The sequence below is a fragment of the Pseudomonas sp. SED1 genome, from assembly GCF_034044025.1.
Lineage (GTDB): Bacteria > Pseudomonadota > Gammaproteobacteria > Pseudomonadales > Pseudomonadaceae > Aquipseudomonas.
Genome location: NZ_JAXCIS010000147.1, coordinates 17794 through 34800, shown reverse-complemented (window position 1 = coordinate 34800; position 17007 = coordinate 17794). Strand labels below are relative to the sequence as shown.

At 61.9% G+C, this 17007-nt stretch carries 14 protein-coding genes, 1 tRNA gene and 2 pseudogenes; 12 read left to right on the top strand and 5 right to left on the bottom strand.

Annotated features, from left to right (window positions below; all coding sequences use genetic code 11):
* The first annotated feature begins 184 nt into the window (after nucleotides 1-184).
* The 6 genes from SNL23_RS19035 to SNL23_RS19010 all read left to right on the top strand — a co-directional run bounded on the left by SNL23_RS19035 (nucleotide 185) and on the right by SNL23_RS19010 (nucleotide 6145).
* Complete coding sequence (locus SNL23_RS19035) at nucleotides 185-1852, top strand: AMP-binding protein (RefSeq protein WP_318303104.1); 1668 nt, start codon at nucleotides 185-187, stop codon at nucleotides 1850-1852.
* Between the two features lie 31 nt (nucleotides 1853-1883).
* The gene (locus tag SNL23_RS19030) at nucleotides 1884-2327 is read left to right on the top strand and encodes a hotdog fold thioesterase (protein ID WP_076015246.1); all 444 of its coding nucleotides are present in this window, start codon (nucleotides 1884-1886) and stop codon (nucleotides 2325-2327) included.
* A gap of 98 nt (nucleotides 2328-2425) precedes the next feature.
* A complete protein-coding gene (locus SNL23_RS19025; RefSeq protein ID WP_076015247.1) occupies nucleotides 2426-3235 on the top strand; it encodes an alpha/beta fold hydrolase in 810 nt (269 codons plus the stop codon).
* Nucleotides 3232-4086 carry an alpha/beta hydrolase gene (locus tag SNL23_RS19020; RefSeq protein ID WP_318303103.1) on the top strand — a complete coding sequence of 285 codons (855 nt, stop codon included), beginning with the start codon at nucleotides 3232-3234 and terminating at the stop codon, nucleotides 4084-4086. The genes SNL23_RS19025 and SNL23_RS19020 overlap by 4 nt, the downstream gene beginning before the upstream one ends.
* A 102-nt stretch (nucleotides 4087-4188) precedes the next feature.
* On the top strand, nucleotides 4189-5007 hold the full coding sequence (locus tag SNL23_RS19015) for a DUF4892 domain-containing protein (RefSeq protein ID WP_167663580.1): 819 nt from the start codon (nucleotides 4189-4191) through the stop codon (nucleotides 5005-5007).
* Between the two features lie 73 nt (nucleotides 5008-5080).
* Nucleotides 5081-6145: an AI-2E family transporter gene (locus tag SNL23_RS19010; RefSeq protein WP_076015250.1), complete on the top strand. Its 1065-nt coding sequence runs from the start codon at nucleotides 5081-5083 to the stop codon at nucleotides 6143-6145.
* A 28-nt stretch (nucleotides 6146-6173) separates the two neighbouring features.
* On the opposite strand, the gene SNL23_RS19005 is transcribed toward SNL23_RS19010, so the two are convergent.
* On the bottom strand, nucleotides 6174-7211 hold the full coding sequence (locus tag SNL23_RS19005) for a sensor histidine kinase (RefSeq protein WP_318303102.1): 1038 nt from the start codon (nucleotides 7209-7211) through the stop codon (nucleotides 6174-6176).
* On the bottom strand, nucleotides 7211-7975 hold the full coding sequence (locus SNL23_RS19000; protein WP_076015347.1) for a response regulator: 765 nt from the start codon (nucleotides 7973-7975) through the stop codon (nucleotides 7211-7213). Before SNL23_RS19000 ends, SNL23_RS19005 begins: the two co-directional genes overlap by 1 nt.
* A 290-nt stretch (nucleotides 7976-8265) precedes the next feature.
* Between SNL23_RS19000 and pyrF the strand changes: the two genes are divergently transcribed.
* Entirely contained in the window at nucleotides 8266-8964 is a 699-nt protein-coding gene (pyrF, locus tag SNL23_RS18995) for an orotidine-5'-phosphate decarboxylase (RefSeq protein WP_076015252.1), read from the top strand.
* Between the two features lie 155 nt (nucleotides 8965-9119).
* Here the strand turns inward: pyrF and SNL23_RS18990 are convergent, their stop codons facing one another.
* Nucleotides 9120-10127: an NADP-dependent oxidoreductase gene (locus SNL23_RS18990; RefSeq protein WP_076015253.1), complete on the bottom strand. Its 1008-nt coding sequence runs from the start codon at nucleotides 10125-10127 to the stop codon at nucleotides 9120-9122.
* A gap of 227 nt (nucleotides 10128-10354) precedes the next feature.
* On the opposite strand from SNL23_RS18990, the pseudogene SNL23_RS18985 reads away from it, so the two are divergent.
* The 4 genes and pseudogenes from SNL23_RS18985 (at nucleotide 10355) to SNL23_RS31615 (ending at nucleotide 14828) form a co-directional block, all read left to right on the top strand.
* A pseudogene (locus SNL23_RS18985) lies at nucleotides 10355-11117 on the top strand (SDR family oxidoreductase).
* Between the two features lie 203 nt (nucleotides 11118-11320).
* Nucleotides 11321-12745, top strand: coding sequence for an aminotransferase-like domain-containing protein (locus SNL23_RS18980; RefSeq protein WP_167663576.1), 1425 nt, complete (start codon nucleotides 11321-11323; stop codon nucleotides 12743-12745).
* Nucleotides 12746-12860: 115 nt separating this feature from the next.
* Nucleotides 12861-13967: pseudogene (locus SNL23_RS31620) on the top strand (HAMP domain-containing protein); the annotation flags it as partial.
* Nucleotides 13947-14828: a methyl-accepting chemotaxis protein gene (locus tag SNL23_RS31615; RefSeq protein WP_412104237.1), complete on the top strand. Its 882-nt coding sequence runs from the start codon at nucleotides 13947-13949 to the stop codon at nucleotides 14826-14828. The pseudogene SNL23_RS31620 and the gene SNL23_RS31615, both read left to right, overlap by 21 nt.
* A gap of 36 nt (nucleotides 14829-14864) precedes the next feature.
* Here SNL23_RS31615 and SNL23_RS18970 read toward each other — a convergent pair whose 3' ends face one another.
* Complete coding sequence (locus SNL23_RS18970; RefSeq protein WP_318303100.1) at nucleotides 14865-15677, bottom strand: alpha/beta fold hydrolase; 813 nt, start codon at nucleotides 15675-15677, stop codon at nucleotides 14865-14867.
* Nucleotides 15678-15799: 122 nt separating this feature from the next.
* Nucleotides 15800-16558: a hypothetical protein gene (locus SNL23_RS18965; protein ID WP_178124263.1), complete on the bottom strand. Its 759-nt coding sequence runs from the start codon at nucleotides 16556-16558 to the stop codon at nucleotides 15800-15802.
* Between the two features lie 370 nt (nucleotides 16559-16928).
* Between SNL23_RS18965 and SNL23_RS18960 the strand changes: the two genes are divergently transcribed.
* Nucleotides 16929-17004 (top strand) — tRNA-Glu (locus SNL23_RS18960).
* Nucleotides 17005-17007 lie beyond the last annotated feature (3 nt).

Here is a 17007-nt window from a genome sequence, read left to right as displayed (position 1 = left end):
TTTTGGTTACTTTTGGGCTCCTTTCAAAAGTGACCCGCTGTAAGAGCGGAACCCATTTGAGCCATCACCCAAATAACGGATATACACCCCAAACCAGCAGAACTTGCACCCCCCGCGCTCCCATGAAATAGTCAGCCAAGCAAGTGCTTGGTTGGCTACCATCGGAACACAAAGGAGCGAGTCCATGTCTGTCGCTATTCGTTTGCCGCTGCAAGTCTTCTTCGACCGCGAAGCCCGCCACCCACGGCAACGATTCCTGGTTCAGCCCATCAAAGGCGGCGAGGTCCAAACCCTCACCTGGGCCGACGCCGGCCACCAAGCCCGCTGCGCCGCTCACTGGCTGCGCGCCCGCGACCTCCCCCAGGGCTCGCACATCGCCCTGATCTCGAAAAACTGCGCCCACTGGATCATCGCCGACCTCGCCATCTGGATGGCCGGCCATATCTCCGTGCCGCTCTACCCCAACCTCACCGCCGACTCCGTCGCCCACGTACTTGAACACTCCGAATCCGCATTGGCATTTATCGGCAAACTGGACGACTGGCCTGCCATGTCCGCCGGGGTAAAGGCCGACCTGCCGACCATCAGCCTGCCGCTGTGCCCCGAGGGCGAATTCGACTTCACCTGGGCTGACCTGCAAGCCTGCTCACCCATCCAAGACAACCCCGCGCCAGCCGCTTCAGACCTGGCCACCATCATCTACACCTCCGGCACCACCGGCCTGCCCAAGGGCGTGATGCACAGCTTCGGCGCCCTGGCTTTCGCGGCCACTCGCGGCACTGAATTGTTCGGCCTGGGGGAGGGCGATCGCCTGTTGTCCTACCTGCCGCTGTGCCACGTGGCCGAGCGCATGTTTGTGGAAATGGCCTCGATCTACACCGGGCAAACCGTATTTTTCGCCGAGAGCCTCGACACGTTTCTGACAGACCTCAAGCGGGCCAGGCCGACAGCGCTGTTCGGCGTGCCGCGCATCTGGACCAAATTCCAGATGGGCGTCTACAGCAAAATCCCCGCAAGCCGCCTCGATACCTTGCTGCGCCTGCCCTTCATCGGCAAACGCGTTGGCCACAAAGTGCTCGCCGGGTTGGGCCTGGACGCCGTGCGCGTGGCAATCTCCGGCGCAGCCCCCGTGCCCGAAGCCCTGTTGGTCTGGTACCGCAGGCTCGGCCTGGATGTGCTGGAGGTCTACGGCATGACTGAAAGCTGCGGCTACTCCCACGTGTGCCGCCTCGGCGAGCAGAAACTCGGCTGGATCGGCCCGCCATGCCCGGACGTTGAAGTGCGCATCGGTGACGACGGCGAAGTCCAGGTGCGTAGCGGCGCGACCATGCTCGGTTATTTCAAGGATCCGGTGAAAACCGCCGAAACCATTACCGCCGACGGCTTCCTGCGCACCGGCGACAAGGGCGAGCAGGGCGCCGATGGCCGACTGCGGTTGACCGGACGGCTCAAGGAAATCTTCAAGACCAGCAAAGGCAAATACGTGGCCCCGGCGCCGATTGAAAACCGCCTGGCCGAGCATGCGCGTATCGAGCAGGTGTGCGTGGTAGGCGATGGCTTGAGCGCGCCCATGGGCCTGTGCGTGTTATCTGTAGTGGGCCTGCAAGATGCCGATGGCCAGGGGCGCCAGGCGTTGCAGGTCAGCCTCGAGCGCCTGCTGGAAGAGGTCAACCAGGTGCTGGATAAACATGAACGCTTGCGCCAACTGGTGGTGGTGAAAGACAGTTGGGCGGTGGAAAACGGTTTCCTCACGCCGACCTTGAAGATCAAGCGCAACGTGATTGAAGCCGTCTACGGGTCGCAGTTTCCGGCCTGGAGCGCGCGCTCCGAAGCCGTGCTGTGGCAGGATTGAGCACTGACATAAAACCAATAAGGACCGATCAATGAGCCTGTGGCGCACCCAACCGAATATCGAACAACTCAATGCGATCCAGAAAAACACCATCGGTGAAGTGCTGGATATTCGCTTCGAAAGCTTTGACGACGAGTCCCTGACCGCCAGCATGGTGATCGACCACCGCACCCATCAACCCTACGGCCTGCTGCACGGCGGCGCGTCGGTGGTGCTGGCGGAAACCGTGGGCTCCATGGCCAGTTACCTGTGCATCGACGCCAGCAAGTTCTATTGCGTGGGCCTGGAAATCAACGCCAACCACCTGCGCGGCTTGCGCAGCGGGCGGGTGACGGCGGTGGCCAAGCCGATTCATATCGGGCGCACCACCCACGTATGGGACATCCGCCTGACCAGCGATGAAGGCAAGGCCAGCTGCGTATCGCGCCTGACCATGGCCGTGGTGCCGCTGGGCGAGAACCCGCCGGCCCGATAGGCGTGGCGTGAGTGTCATCATTCCTGGCAGTTACAGTCATTGCCGTGACTGCCCGGTCTGGGGAGAATCAACGCTCTGTTTATGGTGATGGATCAGGTATGTCGCAGCACGTGTTTTTCGCTCACGCCAATGGCTTTCCTTCGGCGACCTACGGCAAGTTGTTTGCCGCCCTGGCCCCGGAGTACGCCGTCGCGCATTTGCCGCAGCACGGTCACGACCCGAGGTTTCCGGTGGATGACAACTGGCAGAACCTGGTGGACGAACTGATCCACCACCTTGAACAACAACCCGAGCCGGTGTGGGGCGTGGGCCATTCGTTGGGTGGCGTGCTGCACTTGCACGCCGCCATGCGTTGCCCGCAGTTGTATCGCGGGGTGGTGATGCTCGATTCTCCGGTGCTGACCCTGGCCGATCGCTGGGTGATCCGCGCGGCCAAGCGCTTCGGCTTTATCGACCGGCTGACCCCGGCGGGTCGTACCCTGGGGCGGCGTGAAGAGTTCGCCGACCTGGCGGCAGCGCGCCAGTACTTCGCCGGCAAGACCCTGTTTCGCGGCTTTGATCCCGAGTGTTTCGACGCTTATCTGCAACATGGCCTGGAGCAGGTGGGCGACCGCCTGCGTCTGCGCTTTGATCCGGCCACCGAGATCAGCATCTACCGTGGTGTGCCCCACACCAGTCCCGGCCAGGCCCGGCAATTGAAAGTGCCGCTGGCGGTAGTGCGTGGCCGCCAGAGCCGGGTAGTGATGCGTCACCATGCCAGCGGCGTGGGGCGCATGCCGATGGGTGAAATGCTGACCATGCCCGGCGGCCACATGTTTCCTCTTGAGCGCCCACAGGACACTGCCACCTTGATCAAGAATCTGTTTGCCCGTTGGGAAGCTCGCCAGCGCGAGCGCAGTTGCGCATGACCGCGCCCGTCGAAGAAGTCCGCCTGGCGTTGCCGCACATCGAGTTGGCGGCGCATCTGTTTGGCCCTGAAGACGGCTTGCCGGTGATTGCCCTGCATGGCTGGCTGGACAACGCCAACAGCTTCGCGCGTCTGGCGCCGAAACTCGATGGCCTGCGCATCGTTGCGCTGGACATGGCCGGCCATGGTCATTCGGCTCATCGTCCCGTCGGTGCCGGTTACTCCCTGTGGGATTACGTCCACGATGTGCTGCAAGTCGCCGAGCAACTGGGCTGGAAACGTTTTGCATTACTTGGCCACTCCCTCGGCGCCATCGTTTCCCTGGTGTTGGCCGGCGCCTTGCCGGAGCGAGTGACACACTTGGGATTGATCGATGGCGTGATCCCGCCGACCGGCACCGCAGACAACGCGGCCGAACGCCTCGGCATGGCGTTGCAGGCGCAATTGAACCTGCAGGACAAACGCAAACCGGTGTACAGCACCCTCGATCGGGCGGTGGAAGCGCGGATGAAAGGCGTGGTGGCGGTCAGTCGCGAAGCCGCCGAACTGCTGGCCCAACGCGGCCTTATGCCAGTTCCCGGAGGTTACACCTGGCGCAGCGACAGCCGTCTGACCCTGGCTTCCCCTATGCGTCTGACAGAAGAGCAGGCGATGGCCTTCGTGCGTCGGGTCGACTGTCCGACGCAACTGGTGGTCGCCGAAGACGGCATGTTGGCGAAACATTCCGAATTGCTTTCCGGGCTTCCATTCCAGGTGGCCACCTTGCCCGGTGGCCATCATTTGCACCTGAACGACGAGTCAGGCGCTACCCTTGTTGCAGACTGTTTCAATCGGTTCTTCTCCACGCCTTGACTTGGCGGAGTCAACTGCCGAGGCTGGGCGGATCGAAAGGGAGTCAACCATGAACGATCTCAACACCGCAGCGCACCCCAATGGCCTGGGCGCGCTCATCCGATGAGTATGCCGAAGGGATTTATCCGTATTCTGGGGCTGTGCTGTTTCAGCCCGCTGGTGTTCGCCGCCGACGTACCGGGTAGCCAGGACTTGCCCGCCGTGGCCCGTCAGGCCGACGCGCAGATCGTCGACTACCGCCCCGCTGAAGATAAAGAACGCATCTACCCGCTGGGCTCGATCCGCAAGATCAGCGGCCAGCTGCGCTACGAAGGCCAGGCCACCGCCCGCGGCCAGACCACCGCCATCACCTATGAACTGCCTGCCGAACACACTTCCAGCGCTGCATTCACCGCCACCCGCGAAGCCTTGCAGGCCCAGGGCGCGCAGTTGCTGTTCTGGTGCCAGGCCCGCGATTGCGGCGAAAGCAGCCTGTGGGCCAATGAAGTCTTCGGCAACGCCAAGCTGGTAGGCGCCGACGGCCAGCAGGAATACCTGTTGCTGCGCCTGGCGGCGCCCCAAGACAATTCCCTGGTCGCGCTGTACGGCATCACCCGGGGCAATCGCCGGGCGTATCTGCATGTAGAGCAGCTGGACGCCAGCGCGCCGCTGGGTGACTTGCTACCGACTTCCGCCACGCTGCTGCGGGAGCTGAAAAGCACTGGCGAGCTGGACTTCCCCAAGCTGGGTACCGAACCTGACGCCACCTGGCTCACCCTTATTTCCCGTGGACTGAACCTGGATGCCACCTTGCGGGTCAGTTTGACCGGGCCCACCGCCGAAGCATGGCGCCAGGGCTTGATTGATCAGGGCGTACGTGCGGCCCGGCTGGAAACCGGCACCGCCGAAGCGAAGGGTTTGCACCTGCATCTGATACGCTGACCGTTCCAGGGCGAACGGACCCGCGCCGTTCGCCTAAGCTCTTCCTCTTACAGACTTCTTTTCGAGAAACCACATGCTCAATAACGATCGCCTGCTGGTGCAGATCCTGCTGCTGGTGTTGTTTGGTGCCAGCTTCTGGGTGATGGCGCCGTTCTGGTCGGCGCTGTTCTGGGGCGCGGTGCTGGCGTTTGCCAGTTGGCCGGTGATGCGCCTGCTCACCCGCTGGCTGGGTGGGCGCGAATCCCTGGCGGCCGGAATCCTGACCCTGGTCTGGATGCTCTTGGTGGCGTTGCCGCTGGTTTGGCTGGGGTTCAACCTGGCTGATCATGTGCGCGACGCCGTTGGCTTGATCAAGGATATCCAGGTGGATGGTTTGCCCGAGGCACCGACCTGGCTCGGCTCCATTCCTTTTGTCGGCGAGCGGTTGGTGGCGATGTGGGACAGCATCGACCAGCAAGGCGCGGCGTTGATGGTCACCCTCAAGCCGTACCTGGGGCAGGTGGGCAACTGGTTGCTGGCCCGAAGCGCGCAGATCGGCGGCGGGATTCTGGAGCTGACCCTGAGCCTGGTGTTTGTGTTCTTTTTCTACCGGGACGGGCCGCGCCTGGCGATGTTTGTCCATCGTCTGCTGGAGCGGTTGATCGGCGACCGTGCGGGTTACTACATCGAACTGGTCGCGGGTACGGTGCAGCGGGTTGTCAACGGTGTGATCGGCACCGCTGCCGCCCAAGCCCTGCTGGCGCTGATCGGCTTCTGGATTGCCGGGGTGCCGGGAGCATTGGTGCTGGGCATCGTCACGTTCCTGCTGAGCCTGATTCCCATGGGCCCACCGCTGATCTGGATCCCGGCCACGGCGTGGCTGGCCTGGAAAGGCGACTACACCTACGCCGTGTTTCTCGGGGTATGGGGCACGTTCATCATCAGCGGCGTGGACAACGTGCTCAAGCCGTACCTGATCAGCCGTGGCGGCAACCTGCCGCTGGTGATCGTGTTGCTTGGGGTGTTTGGCGGGTTGATTGCGTTTGGCTTCATCGGCCTGTTCATCGGCCCGACGTTGCTGGCTGTGGCCTATAGCTTGCTGACGGACTGGAGCGCCAGCCAGGCTCAGGTACGGCGGGACGATAAAGCCGGGCAGTAAAGGTTCATGCAGGGCGTAGGAACCATTCCTACGCCCTCGGCAGCCACATCACTGCCGTCAGTCCACCGCCCGGCGTTTCCTCCAGGCTCAGCCGCCCACCGAGGCGTTCAACCGCTTCCTTGGCAATTGTCATCCCCAAGCCCACGCCGCCGGAGTTCCGGTTGCGCGAGCCTTCCAGCCGATAAAACGGCTCAAACACCGCCTCGCGTTTATCCGCCGCAATCCCCGGGCCATGGTCGATCACCTTGATCACCAGCGCCTGCGGGCTGTCCGCCAGTTCGATGCGCGCGGTGCCGGCATAGCGCAAGGCGTTGTCGATCAGGTTGTTCAGGCACGAACGCAGGGCCATCGGTTGCACCTGCAACGGCACACATTCACCACTGCATTGCACGTCGGAGCCGCGGTCCTGGGCGTTTTCACTCAGGGATTCCACCAGCGCCTGCACATCCAGCCAATGCCGGGTTTCACTGGTGCGTTGTTCGTGCAGGTAGCTCAGGGTGGCGTCGAGCATGCCGATCATGTCGTCCAGGTCCTGGCGCATCTGGCCCTGCAGCTTGGTGTCTTCGATCTGTTCCAGGCGCAGTTTGAGCCGTGACAGCGGCGTGCGCAGGTCGTGGGATACAGCGCCGAGCATGCGGGCACGCTGGGTGACCTGTTCGCGGATGCGCTTTTGCATCAGGTTAAAGGTCGACGCCGCCTGTCGTGCTTCCCGTGGGCCGGACTCGTTCAGCGGCGGGCTGTCGAGGTCCAGGCTCAGGCGTTCGGCTGCGGCACTCAGGCGCTGGATCGGCCGGCTGAGCAGCTTGGCGCCATACCAGGCCGCGATGATCAGCGAGAAGAACTGAAACGTCAGCGGCACCACAGGCCCGCCGAACCAGGGACGGCGATGCGCCTTGGGCATTGGCGTCAGGGTGCCGTCCGGCTCCTCGATAAAGGTTTCGTGTGGCGGTGGCGGCGGTGGGCCATAGTGGTGAAACCAGAAAAATGCCAGCACGTGGGCCAACACAATCGCCACCAGCAACACACCGAACAGCCGCCCGAACAGGGTGTTGAAGGCGTTGCGCATCAGCCGATATCCCGCGCATCGAACAGGTAGCCTTCACCGCGTACGGTCTTGATCAACTGCGGAGCCTTGGGATCATCCCCGAGTTTTTGGCGCAGGCGCGAGACCAGCAGGTCAATGCTGCGATCAAACGCTTCGATGGAACGGCCACGGGCCGCATCCAGCAATTGCTCGCGGCTCAGCACCCGGCGCGGGCGCTCGATAAACACCCACAGCAAGCGGAATTCGGCGTTGGACAGCGGCACCACCAGGCCATCGTCGGCCACCAGTTGGCGCAGCACGCTGTTGAGGCGCCAGTTGTCGAAGCGGATATTCGCCCGTTGCTCGGTGCGATCATCCCGCACGCGACGCAGGATGGTCTGGATACGCGCCACCAGCTCGCGAGGCTCGAAGGGCTTGGACATGTAATCGTCGGCTCCCAGTTCCAGACCGATGATGCGGTCGGTGGGTTCGCAGCGGGCAGTGAGCATCAGGATCGGGATGTCCGACTCAGCTCGCAGCCAGCGGCACAGTGACAAGCCGTCTTCACCGGGCAACATCAGGTCGAGCACCACCACGTCGAAGGTTTCGGCTTGCATGGCCTGGCGCATGGCGGCGCCATCGGTCACGCCGCTGGCGAGGATATTGAAGCGCGCCAGGTAATCGATCAGTAGTTCGCGGATCGGCACGTCGTCGTCGACGATCAGCGCGCGGGTGTTCCAGCGCTTGTCTTCACCCACAAGCGAGCCTTTTTGATCGTCATTCAGCGCAGGAGTCAGGGTTTGCATGGTGCGATCATCTACCTGGTGGGCCGCCGGGCCGAAGATCGGCGGCGAGGTTGTTGCGTTCAGCATAGGCGCCCAGCCCCGGGGCTGGAAGTTCTGTACGGTGGTTCACGTGTGCGAGGCTAATCTTCGGGGGTATTGCAGGCATGTCGGGAATGTATCGGTTTCGACACAATTGCCAGGGAGCCCGCAATCTGGCGGCTAAATCGCGAATTACCGATCATCGGATCCCGCAAACGCGCTGCTTGCGCTACAATCCGCGCCGATTTCGACTTGCCTGAGAGCCCATTCCAATGTCCGTCTGCCAGACTCCTATCATCGTCGCCCTGGATTACCCCACCCGTGACGCCGCACTGAAGCTGGCTGACCAGTTGGACCCCAAGCTATGCAGGGTCAAGGTCGGCAAGGAATTGTTCACCAGTTGTGCGGCAGAAATTGTCGGCACCTTGCGTGACAAAGGCTTCGAGGTGTTCCTCGACCTGAAATTCCACGACATCCCCAACACCACCGCGATGGCGGTCAAGGCCGCCGCCGAAATGGGCGTGTGGATGGTCAATGTGCACTGCTCCGGCGGTTTGCGCATGATGGCCGCGTGCCGTGAAGTGCTCGATCAGCGCACCGGCCCCAAGCCATTGTTGATTGGCGTCACCGTGCTGACCAGCATGGAACGTGAAGACCTGGCCGGCATCGGCCTGGATATCGAGCCACAGGAACAAGTGCTGCGCCTCGCCGCCCTGGCGCAAAAGGCGGGTATGGACGGCCTGGTGTGCTCGGCGCTCGAAGCCCAGGCGTTGAAGACCGCCCACCCGTCGCTGCAACTGGTGACCCCGGGGATTCGTCCTGCGGGCAGCGCCCAGGACGACCAGCGTCGCATCCTGACGCCGCGCCAAGCGTTGGACGCCGGTTCCGATTACCTGGTGATCGGTCGCCCGATCAGCCAGGCGGCCGATCCGGCCAAGGCACTGGCGGCGGTGGTTGCCGAGATCGCCTGACCTACCCGATCTGAAGCGGGCTCGGTAAAAAAATGTGGGAGCGGGCTTGCTCGCGAATGCGGTAGATCAGTCAAGAAATCCAGTGGCTGACACTCCGCCTTCGCGAGCAAGTCGAAACGTCGCACCGCCGCTCCCACATTTGGTTCTGCGGTGTGTCAGCTGACCTTCAGTACCAACTTCCCAAAGTTCTCGCCGTTGAACAGTTTCATCAACGTTTCCGGGAACGTCTCCAGACCTTCGACGATATCTTCCTTGCTCTTGAGCTTGCCCTGAGCCATCCAGCCGGCCATTTCCTGCCCGGCAGCGGCAAAATTCGCCGCGTGATCCATCACCACAAACCCTTCCATACGCGCACGATTGACCAGCAATGACAGGTAATTGGCCGGCCCTTTGACGGCCTCCTTGTTGTTGTACTGGCTGATGGCGCCGCAGATCACCACGCGGGCTTTCAATGCCAGGCGGCTGAGCACGGCGTCGAGAATGTCACCGCCGACGTTATCGAAATACACGTCCACACCTTTCGGGCACTCGCGCTTGAGGCCGGCGTGCACGTCTTCGTTTTTGTAGTCGATGGCCGCATCAAACCCCAACTCATCCACCAGGAACTTGCATTTGTCGGCGCCGCCGGCAATGCCCACCACGCGGCAGCCTTTGATCTTGGCAATCTGCCCGGCAATGCTGCCCACTGCGCCGGCCGCGCCGGAAATCACCACGGTGTCTCCGGCCTTGGGTGCGCCGGTGTCCAGCAGGGCAAAGTAGGCAGTCATGCCAGTCATCCCCAGTGCCGACAAATAGCGCGGCAGCGGTGCGAGTTTCGGATCGACCTTGTAGAAACCCCGTGGCTCGCCGAGGAAGTAATCCTGCACGCCCAAGGCACCGTTGACGTAGTCCCCCACGGCAAATTTCGGATTGTTCGAGGCGATGACCTTGCCTACGCCCAAAGCGCGCATGACTTCGCCGATCCCTACCGGCGGAATGTAGGATTTGCCCTCGTTCATCCAGCCACGCATGGCCGGGTCCAGGGACAGGTATTCGTTGTGCACCAGCACCTGCCCGTCCTGCGGCGTGCCCACCGGTACTTCCTGGTAGGTGAAGGTGTCCCGCGTGGCAGCACCGACCGGGCGTTTGGCGAGCAGGAATTGGCGGTTGGTCTGGGCAGTCATGGCAGGGACTCTTGAGAAGTGGACCTTGAGTGATAGACCCTTCGAGCCGCACCGGCAAGGTGCGCGGCACCTGCGAATGCCCCTCGATCCACTGCAATGATAGTGACGCCGGTCCCGTTATCACTGCGGCTCATGGTTCCCCAACCGGGCGTTTGATAGTGCTGACGTGCCCATGGCCGCTCTGGCTAGACTGGGGTCATCGAGCATCCCCATCGAAGGACATCACCATGAGCATGACATTTTCCGGCCAGGTCGCCCTGGTGACCGGCGCGGCCGCGGGCATTGGCCGCGCCACTGCGCTGGCGTTCGCCGCTGAAGGTTTGAAGGTCGTAGTCGCCGACCTGGACGCGGCGGGCGGCGAGGGCACTGTGGCGCTGATTCATCAGGCCGGTGGCGAAGCGGTGTTTGTACGCTGCAATGTCACCGCTCGAAGCGGACGTACAGCAGTTGATGCAGCAGACCGTGGACACCTATGGCCGGCTGGACTATGCGTTCAACAACGCGGGGATCGAGATCGAGAAGGGTAAGTTGGCCGACGGCAGTCTGGATGAGTTCGACGCCATCATGGGTGTCAACGTCAAGGGTGTGTGGCTGTGCATGAAGTATCAATTGCCGTTGCTGCTGGCCCAGGGCGGTGGTGCCATCGTCAACACGGCCTCGGTGGCGGGGCTGGGGGCGGCGCCGAAGATGAGTATCTATGCCGCGTCCAAGCACGCGGTAATCGGCCTGACCAAGTCGGCGGCGATCGAGTACGCGAAAAAGAAAATCCGCGTCAACGCGGTGTGCCCGGCGGTGATCGACACCGATATGTTCCGACGTGCCTATGAGGCTGATCCACGCAAGGCTGAATTTGCTGCCGCCATGCACCCGGTCGGGCGTATCGGCAAGGTCGAGGAAATCGCCAGCGCGGTGCTTTACCTGTGCAGCGACGGTGCTGCGTTTACCACAGGCCAGGCATTGGCGGTGGACGGTGGCGCGACTGCCATTTAGGAACTGACGCTGATGCCATTCAGAAAAGCGTTGGCCGCGCTGTGAGGCTTTTCCGCAGATGGCCAGATGCCTTGGCTGAATGTGTATCAGTAGGTAAATAATCAAATTAAATCAATGATTTAATAAATCTTCACCACGGCTGTCATTGGGCTTCTGTGCTTAACTGGTTTGGGTTAAATGACAACAGTTTAAGTGAGTGGCTCATGGATTTAGGGATCGATCGACAAGCCCTTGTACCGGTAGTGCAGCAAATCGTCAGCGCGTTGGCCGCCTGGATTCGCGAGAGCGGAGCCAGCCCCGGGACGCGGTTGCCTTCGGTTCGGCAGTTGGCCCACGAGAACCTGCTCAGCCAGTCCAGCGTGATCGAGGCGTTTGAGCGGATGGTTGCCCAGGGCGTGCTGGCCTCAAGGCAAGGCTCGGGTTTCTGTGTGGCCCAGCCTCCCGCCGAGCGCGGCCTTCGTTGCGAAAACCAATGGTATGAGGGCGCCGAGTCCGGGTGGGGCGCCTTCGTCGACAATCAACTGGGTGAACTGAAACTGGGGTGCGGCTGGCTGCCGGACACCTGGCGCGAAAGCGATGACATCAGCTACGCGATTCGTGAGGTCACCCGCACCGATACCGCCGCCGTCTTCAACTACAGCACGCCGCTGGGCCTGCCGGCGCTGCGGGAACAGTTGCTCAAGCGCCTGGCCCACATTCATGTGGCGGCCCGGGTCGACCATATCCTCATCACCCAAGGCGCGAGCCATGCCCAGGACCTGTTGATCCGCACACTGCTCAAGGCCGGCGATACGGTGGTGGTGGAAAGCCCGGGCTATGGCAACCTCTACCGCCAGTTGGCCTTTCACGGTATCAAGTTGCTGGAAGTGCCGCGCACACGCGGTGGTCCGGACATGCCTGCACTGGAGGCGCTGTTGCACGGGCATCGGCCCAAGTGCCTGTTCATCAACAGCCTGTATCACAACCCCACTGGCACCAGCCTGTCCCTGGCGGTGGCCGAGCGCTTGTTGCAATTGGCTCATTCCCGGGACTTCTTCATTGTCGAAGAAGACGTCTATGGCGATCTACAACATGCCAGCTGTACCCGGCTGTCGGCGTTGCCCCACGAGGACCGGGTGATCTATATCTCGAGTTTTTCCAAGACCCTCAGCAGCGCTTTGCGCGTGGGCTACCTCACGGCCAGCGGGGCGATCATCGCGCAGTTATCCAAGGTCAAGACCATGACCGGTATCGGCACCTCGCGGTTCGCCGAGGCGGTGGTGGCCACGTTGCTGGCCAATGGTACCTACCGCAAGTGGGTGCAGCGCCTGCGTCGGCGCTTGAGCACCGAAATGGCCGTCACCTTGCAGGTGCTGGAAGACGAGGAGTGGGAGGTGTTTGCGGTGCCGGCGGGTGGCATGTTTGTGTGGGCGCGGCCTGGCGTGGGTGACTGTTCGACGCTGCACGCGCAGGCTCGTCGGCTTGGGGTGTTGCTGTCGCCAGGGGCGCTTTTCAGCCCGACGGGCGAACACAGTGACTGGCTGCGCATCAACGTGGCCTATGCTTCTGATCAGCGCGCACTCGCGCTGTTCAAGGCCATGGGCCCGGCAGGATCGACCTCTACCATTCTGAAAACGACGAGGATGTAGCTTTTTGCCATTATTGTGGCGCCAAACGCTTGTGTTCAGTGCCCCGGGGTTGCGAATCTCGCTGCATCGAAACCGGGCTTGATGGCACCCGCCATTGCAAGAGGACTCAAGTGCAATGATTTCTGCCGTGCAACGACGTTTTGCCAACCTCGGTATGGCAAAGAAACTGGGCTTGGGCTTTGCCTTGGTGTTGCTGTTGACGGCGCTGGTGGCCGCGATTGGCGTGTGGTCGCTGCAAACCGTTGGCCAGCGTTTCGAGGGCCTTAAAGCCATGTCGGCGCTCAACAGCGGCCTGCTCAAGGTGCGCTTGATCGAGCAGGACTACGCGCTGCATGCTGACCCCAAGTCCGTGGATGCCTTGCACGAAAGCGTCGACGCATTGGCCGCCCAGGCCACGATTCTCAAGGGCCAGTCGCCCGCCAACGTCCCGGTGATGACCGACGTCGAGCAGGCGTTGGCGGCCTACCGCAAGGCGTTCGATGAGTTTGTCGAGCTGACCCAGACCAAGGACCTGGCCCTGGAAATGGCCAGTTGGTCGGTCTCCAGTGTCGCCAACAACCTTGATGTGTTGCAGGCCGGGCTGGCGGACGACGGCGCCTATGGCCTCAAGGAAAGCCAGGGCAAGGAAGGCGCCGAATTTATCGAGCAGGCGGGGCAGGTCAGCCAGGTATCGCGCCTGATGCTGCAAGCCATGAACGAAGCGCACGTGCGTCTGGATCAAAGCCGCAAGGGCGATGACGAGAACACCGAGCAAGGCAAGATCGAGCAGGCCGACCAGGCCTTGGCCCAGGTCGAGCAGTTGAAAACCACGGTCAAGGATTCCGGTTATCAAACCGTACTTAACGAAGTGTCCGGGCATATCGCGGCCTTCAGCGAAAAACTCGGCGAGTACACCGGCCTGCTGGCCCAGGAAAAGGTCGTCTATAAGCAACTGCACGAGCGCGCCGCCGAGGTGGTCACCCGGGTCAATCAGGCCTATGACGCAGAAGACCTGTCGATGCAGGCGCAGTTGAAGAAAAGCGCGTTGCTGATCATTGGCTCCTCTGCGTTGGCCTTGCTGGTGGGGCTGATTGCCGCGTGGATCATTACCCGGTTGATTGTGGCTCCGCTGCGCCGTGTGATTGCAGTGGCCCAGCAGATTGCCGCCGGTGATCTCAGTGGGCGCATGGAAGTCAGCCGTCGGGACGAAATGGGCCAGTTGATGCTCGCGATGCAGCAGATGAGCAGCGGCTTGAGCAACATGGTCAGCGGGTTGCAGGCGGGTATCGAGCAACTGGCCAGCTCGGCCCATTCGCTGTCCAGCGTAACCGAGCAGACCAACATCGAGGTCAGCAGCCAGAAGGAAGAGACCGAGCAGGTGGCTACGGCCATGAACCAGATGACCGCCACCGTGCACGACGTGGCGCGCAACGCCGAAGAAGCGGCCCAGGCTGCGCAGACCGCAGATGACAAGGTCGACAGCGGCCAGCAGGTGGTGCGCCAGAGCTTGCAGCGCATCGAATTGCTGGCCAGTTCTGCGACCTCTGCCAGTACCAGCATCGAAAGCCTGAGTGCGGAAATCCAGCATATCGGCACGGTACTCGAGGTGATCAAAAGCGTGGCCGAACAAACCAACTTGCTCGCCCTGAATGCGGCCATCGAGGCGGCCCGGGCGGGCGAGCAGGGCCGTGGTTTTGCGGTGGTGGCCGATGAGGTTCGGGCACTGGCCAAGCGTACCCAGCAATCGACCGAGGAGATCGAGCGACTGGTCAGCACCTTGCGCAGCGCGGCACAGTCTTCGGTGCAGCAGATCAAACAGAGTGGCGAACTGGTGAAGCTGGCGGTCAGTGATGCCCTGGAGACTGAAAGTGCCCTGGGCAGCATTGCGGCGGCGGTGTCACTGATCCAGCAGATGAACCAGCAGATTGCCGCGGCGGCCGAAGAGCAAAGTTCGGTGGCCGAGGAAATCAACCGCAGCGTCACCAGCATCCGTGCCAGTGCCGATCAATCGGCGTTGAGCATGCAGGGCAACGCGGCGTCGAGCATTGAGCTGGCGCAGTTGGGTACGGAGCTTAAAGGGATGGTCGGGCACTTCCGCCTTTGATCACCGCACGCCTGCGGCGATCAAAGGGCAGGGCCGTCAGGCGTTGTTGACCAGGAAAGTCAGCAGCGCCTCGTTGACGTAGTCGGGGTTTTCCCGGCTGGAGATATGCCCGGCGTCCGGGATTAACGCCAGCGCGCAGCCGATCAAGGTCGCCATTTCTTCTGACTCGGCCGGTGGGCGTGGCTTGTCTTGCTCCCCACACATCACCAGGGTGGTATCAGCGTTTAGGCGCGACAGCTGCTCCAGCACATCGGCGCGGCTGAAGATAATCCGGCCCAGGGGCACGATGCTTTGCAGCAGGCGCTCTTTGGGGAAGGCCTTCAGTGCGTTGCGAAAGTCCTGGTACAAGGCCGACTCCCGGTCGATGCCGGGGCGGAAGAAGATCGGCGCCACCACATCCAGCAGCGGTTCCGGAATGGCACCGGCATCTTCGATCATCTTGAACAGCGAGAAGTAGTACTGGCGAGTGGCTTCCGGCTCGGCACCCAGGTGCGTGTCCATCAGCACCAGGCTGTTGACCCGCTCGGGTGCCAGCAGCGCCAGGCGTGCGCCCCACATGCCGCCGACCGACAAACCTACGAGGTTGACTTGGGCGATGTCCAGATGATCCAGCAGGGCCAGGTGCTGGCGTGCGAGGTCGTCCAGGGATGCGGTGTTTGCAGGCAGTGGGCCGGACTCGCCGTGGCCCCATAACTCGGGGACGATCACTCGGTATTGTTGCGAAAGGGCTTCTATCTGCGGCGCCCACATCTGGCTGTCCCACAGGTAGCTGGAACCGAGGAGAACGGCCGGGCCGGTGCCCTGGTCGAGGTAGTGCAGCGGTTGTCCATCGATGATCACGACAGGCATGGCGAGGCCCTTTTCGTTAACGGAGAGAGGGGGCCTTTTTTACGCTATTCGGCGGGAAGGGGATAGGTGCAGAGTGATGGCATGTGGCGAGCGGGTTTACCGCCCACCACAATGGCAGGGGATCAGTCGTAGATGGCTTTCTTCTTCCAGTCTGCATCCGCGTCCGCCACTTTCAAGCCTTCGGTCAATTCGTTGACCTCGTCTTCAGCCGGCTCGAGGTTGGTCAGCACCATGGAGTTGGCGCGCGCCAGTTGCTTCTCCAGCAATTGCAGTTGCTGGCTGTACACCACGGGCTCTGGCTGTTTGCGCAGGTACTGCACGCCGCGTTCGAACGCCAGGCGTGCCTGGCCCGGCTGGCCCTGTTGCAGCGCGTGCTGGCCCAGGTTGTTGAAGAACTCGATGTGCAGCAGCACCAGGATGTGGCGGATTTCCTTGATCCAGTGCTTGGCTTCATTGGTCGGCAGGAAACCGTCCTGGGCCGCGCGAGTTACCTGGCCATGCAGGGCTTCCAGCAGGAACCGTACATCCTTGGCCTTGGCTTCGGTCTGGATCGGGCCGGGCGGGTTATTCACCGGAATCGATTCGCCCTGGGCCACCAGCGCGTTGAGTTCGGTGATGCGTGCCTTGAGCGACGCATTCGACTTGTCCAGGTTCAACAGGCGCTGGTTGACGTTGAGCTCCAGGCGGGTCAGCAGCAACTTGAGTCGCGGCGTCATCAATTGGCCTGGAAAGGTCTCCGTGATTTCACCGCAGCGACGCAGCCGGTCATTGAGTTCGATCCGGGTCCGGTTCTTTTCCAGCTTATTGTTTTCCACCACGTGGTTCATGTAGCCAATGGCGATCAGTATTACGATCCCGGCTATTACCAGCAGGGTGATCATGAGTGGTGTCACCGGTGTGACCTCTTTATGGGGTTTGCGTTGAAGTGTAGTGACTGGTGCAGTGGCCGGATAGGACTGAGCGACCAGTTGCGTCAGTAGTTGCTTCTATATAGCTGGGCAGTCCCTGCATGGATGCACATTGCCATCATTTGCTATGGCCAACTATAGCGCCTTGTGGAACGCCAGAATATAGGCGCCAAAGCCTGGACGGCGAGAAACCCTTGCAACCCCCGTAAACCACGGCGAAGTCATTGATTTAAATAAATTTATCCTTGGGGGTTGACGACCTCCCAATCCATCCATAGAATGCGCGCCACTTACAGCGTAAAGCACACAGCGAAACGCGGTAGGGAGTGAATGTTGTACGTGTGTCCCCTTCGTCTAGTGGCCTAGGACACCGCCCTTTCACGGCGGTAACAGGGGTTCGAGTCCCCTAGGGGACGCCATAT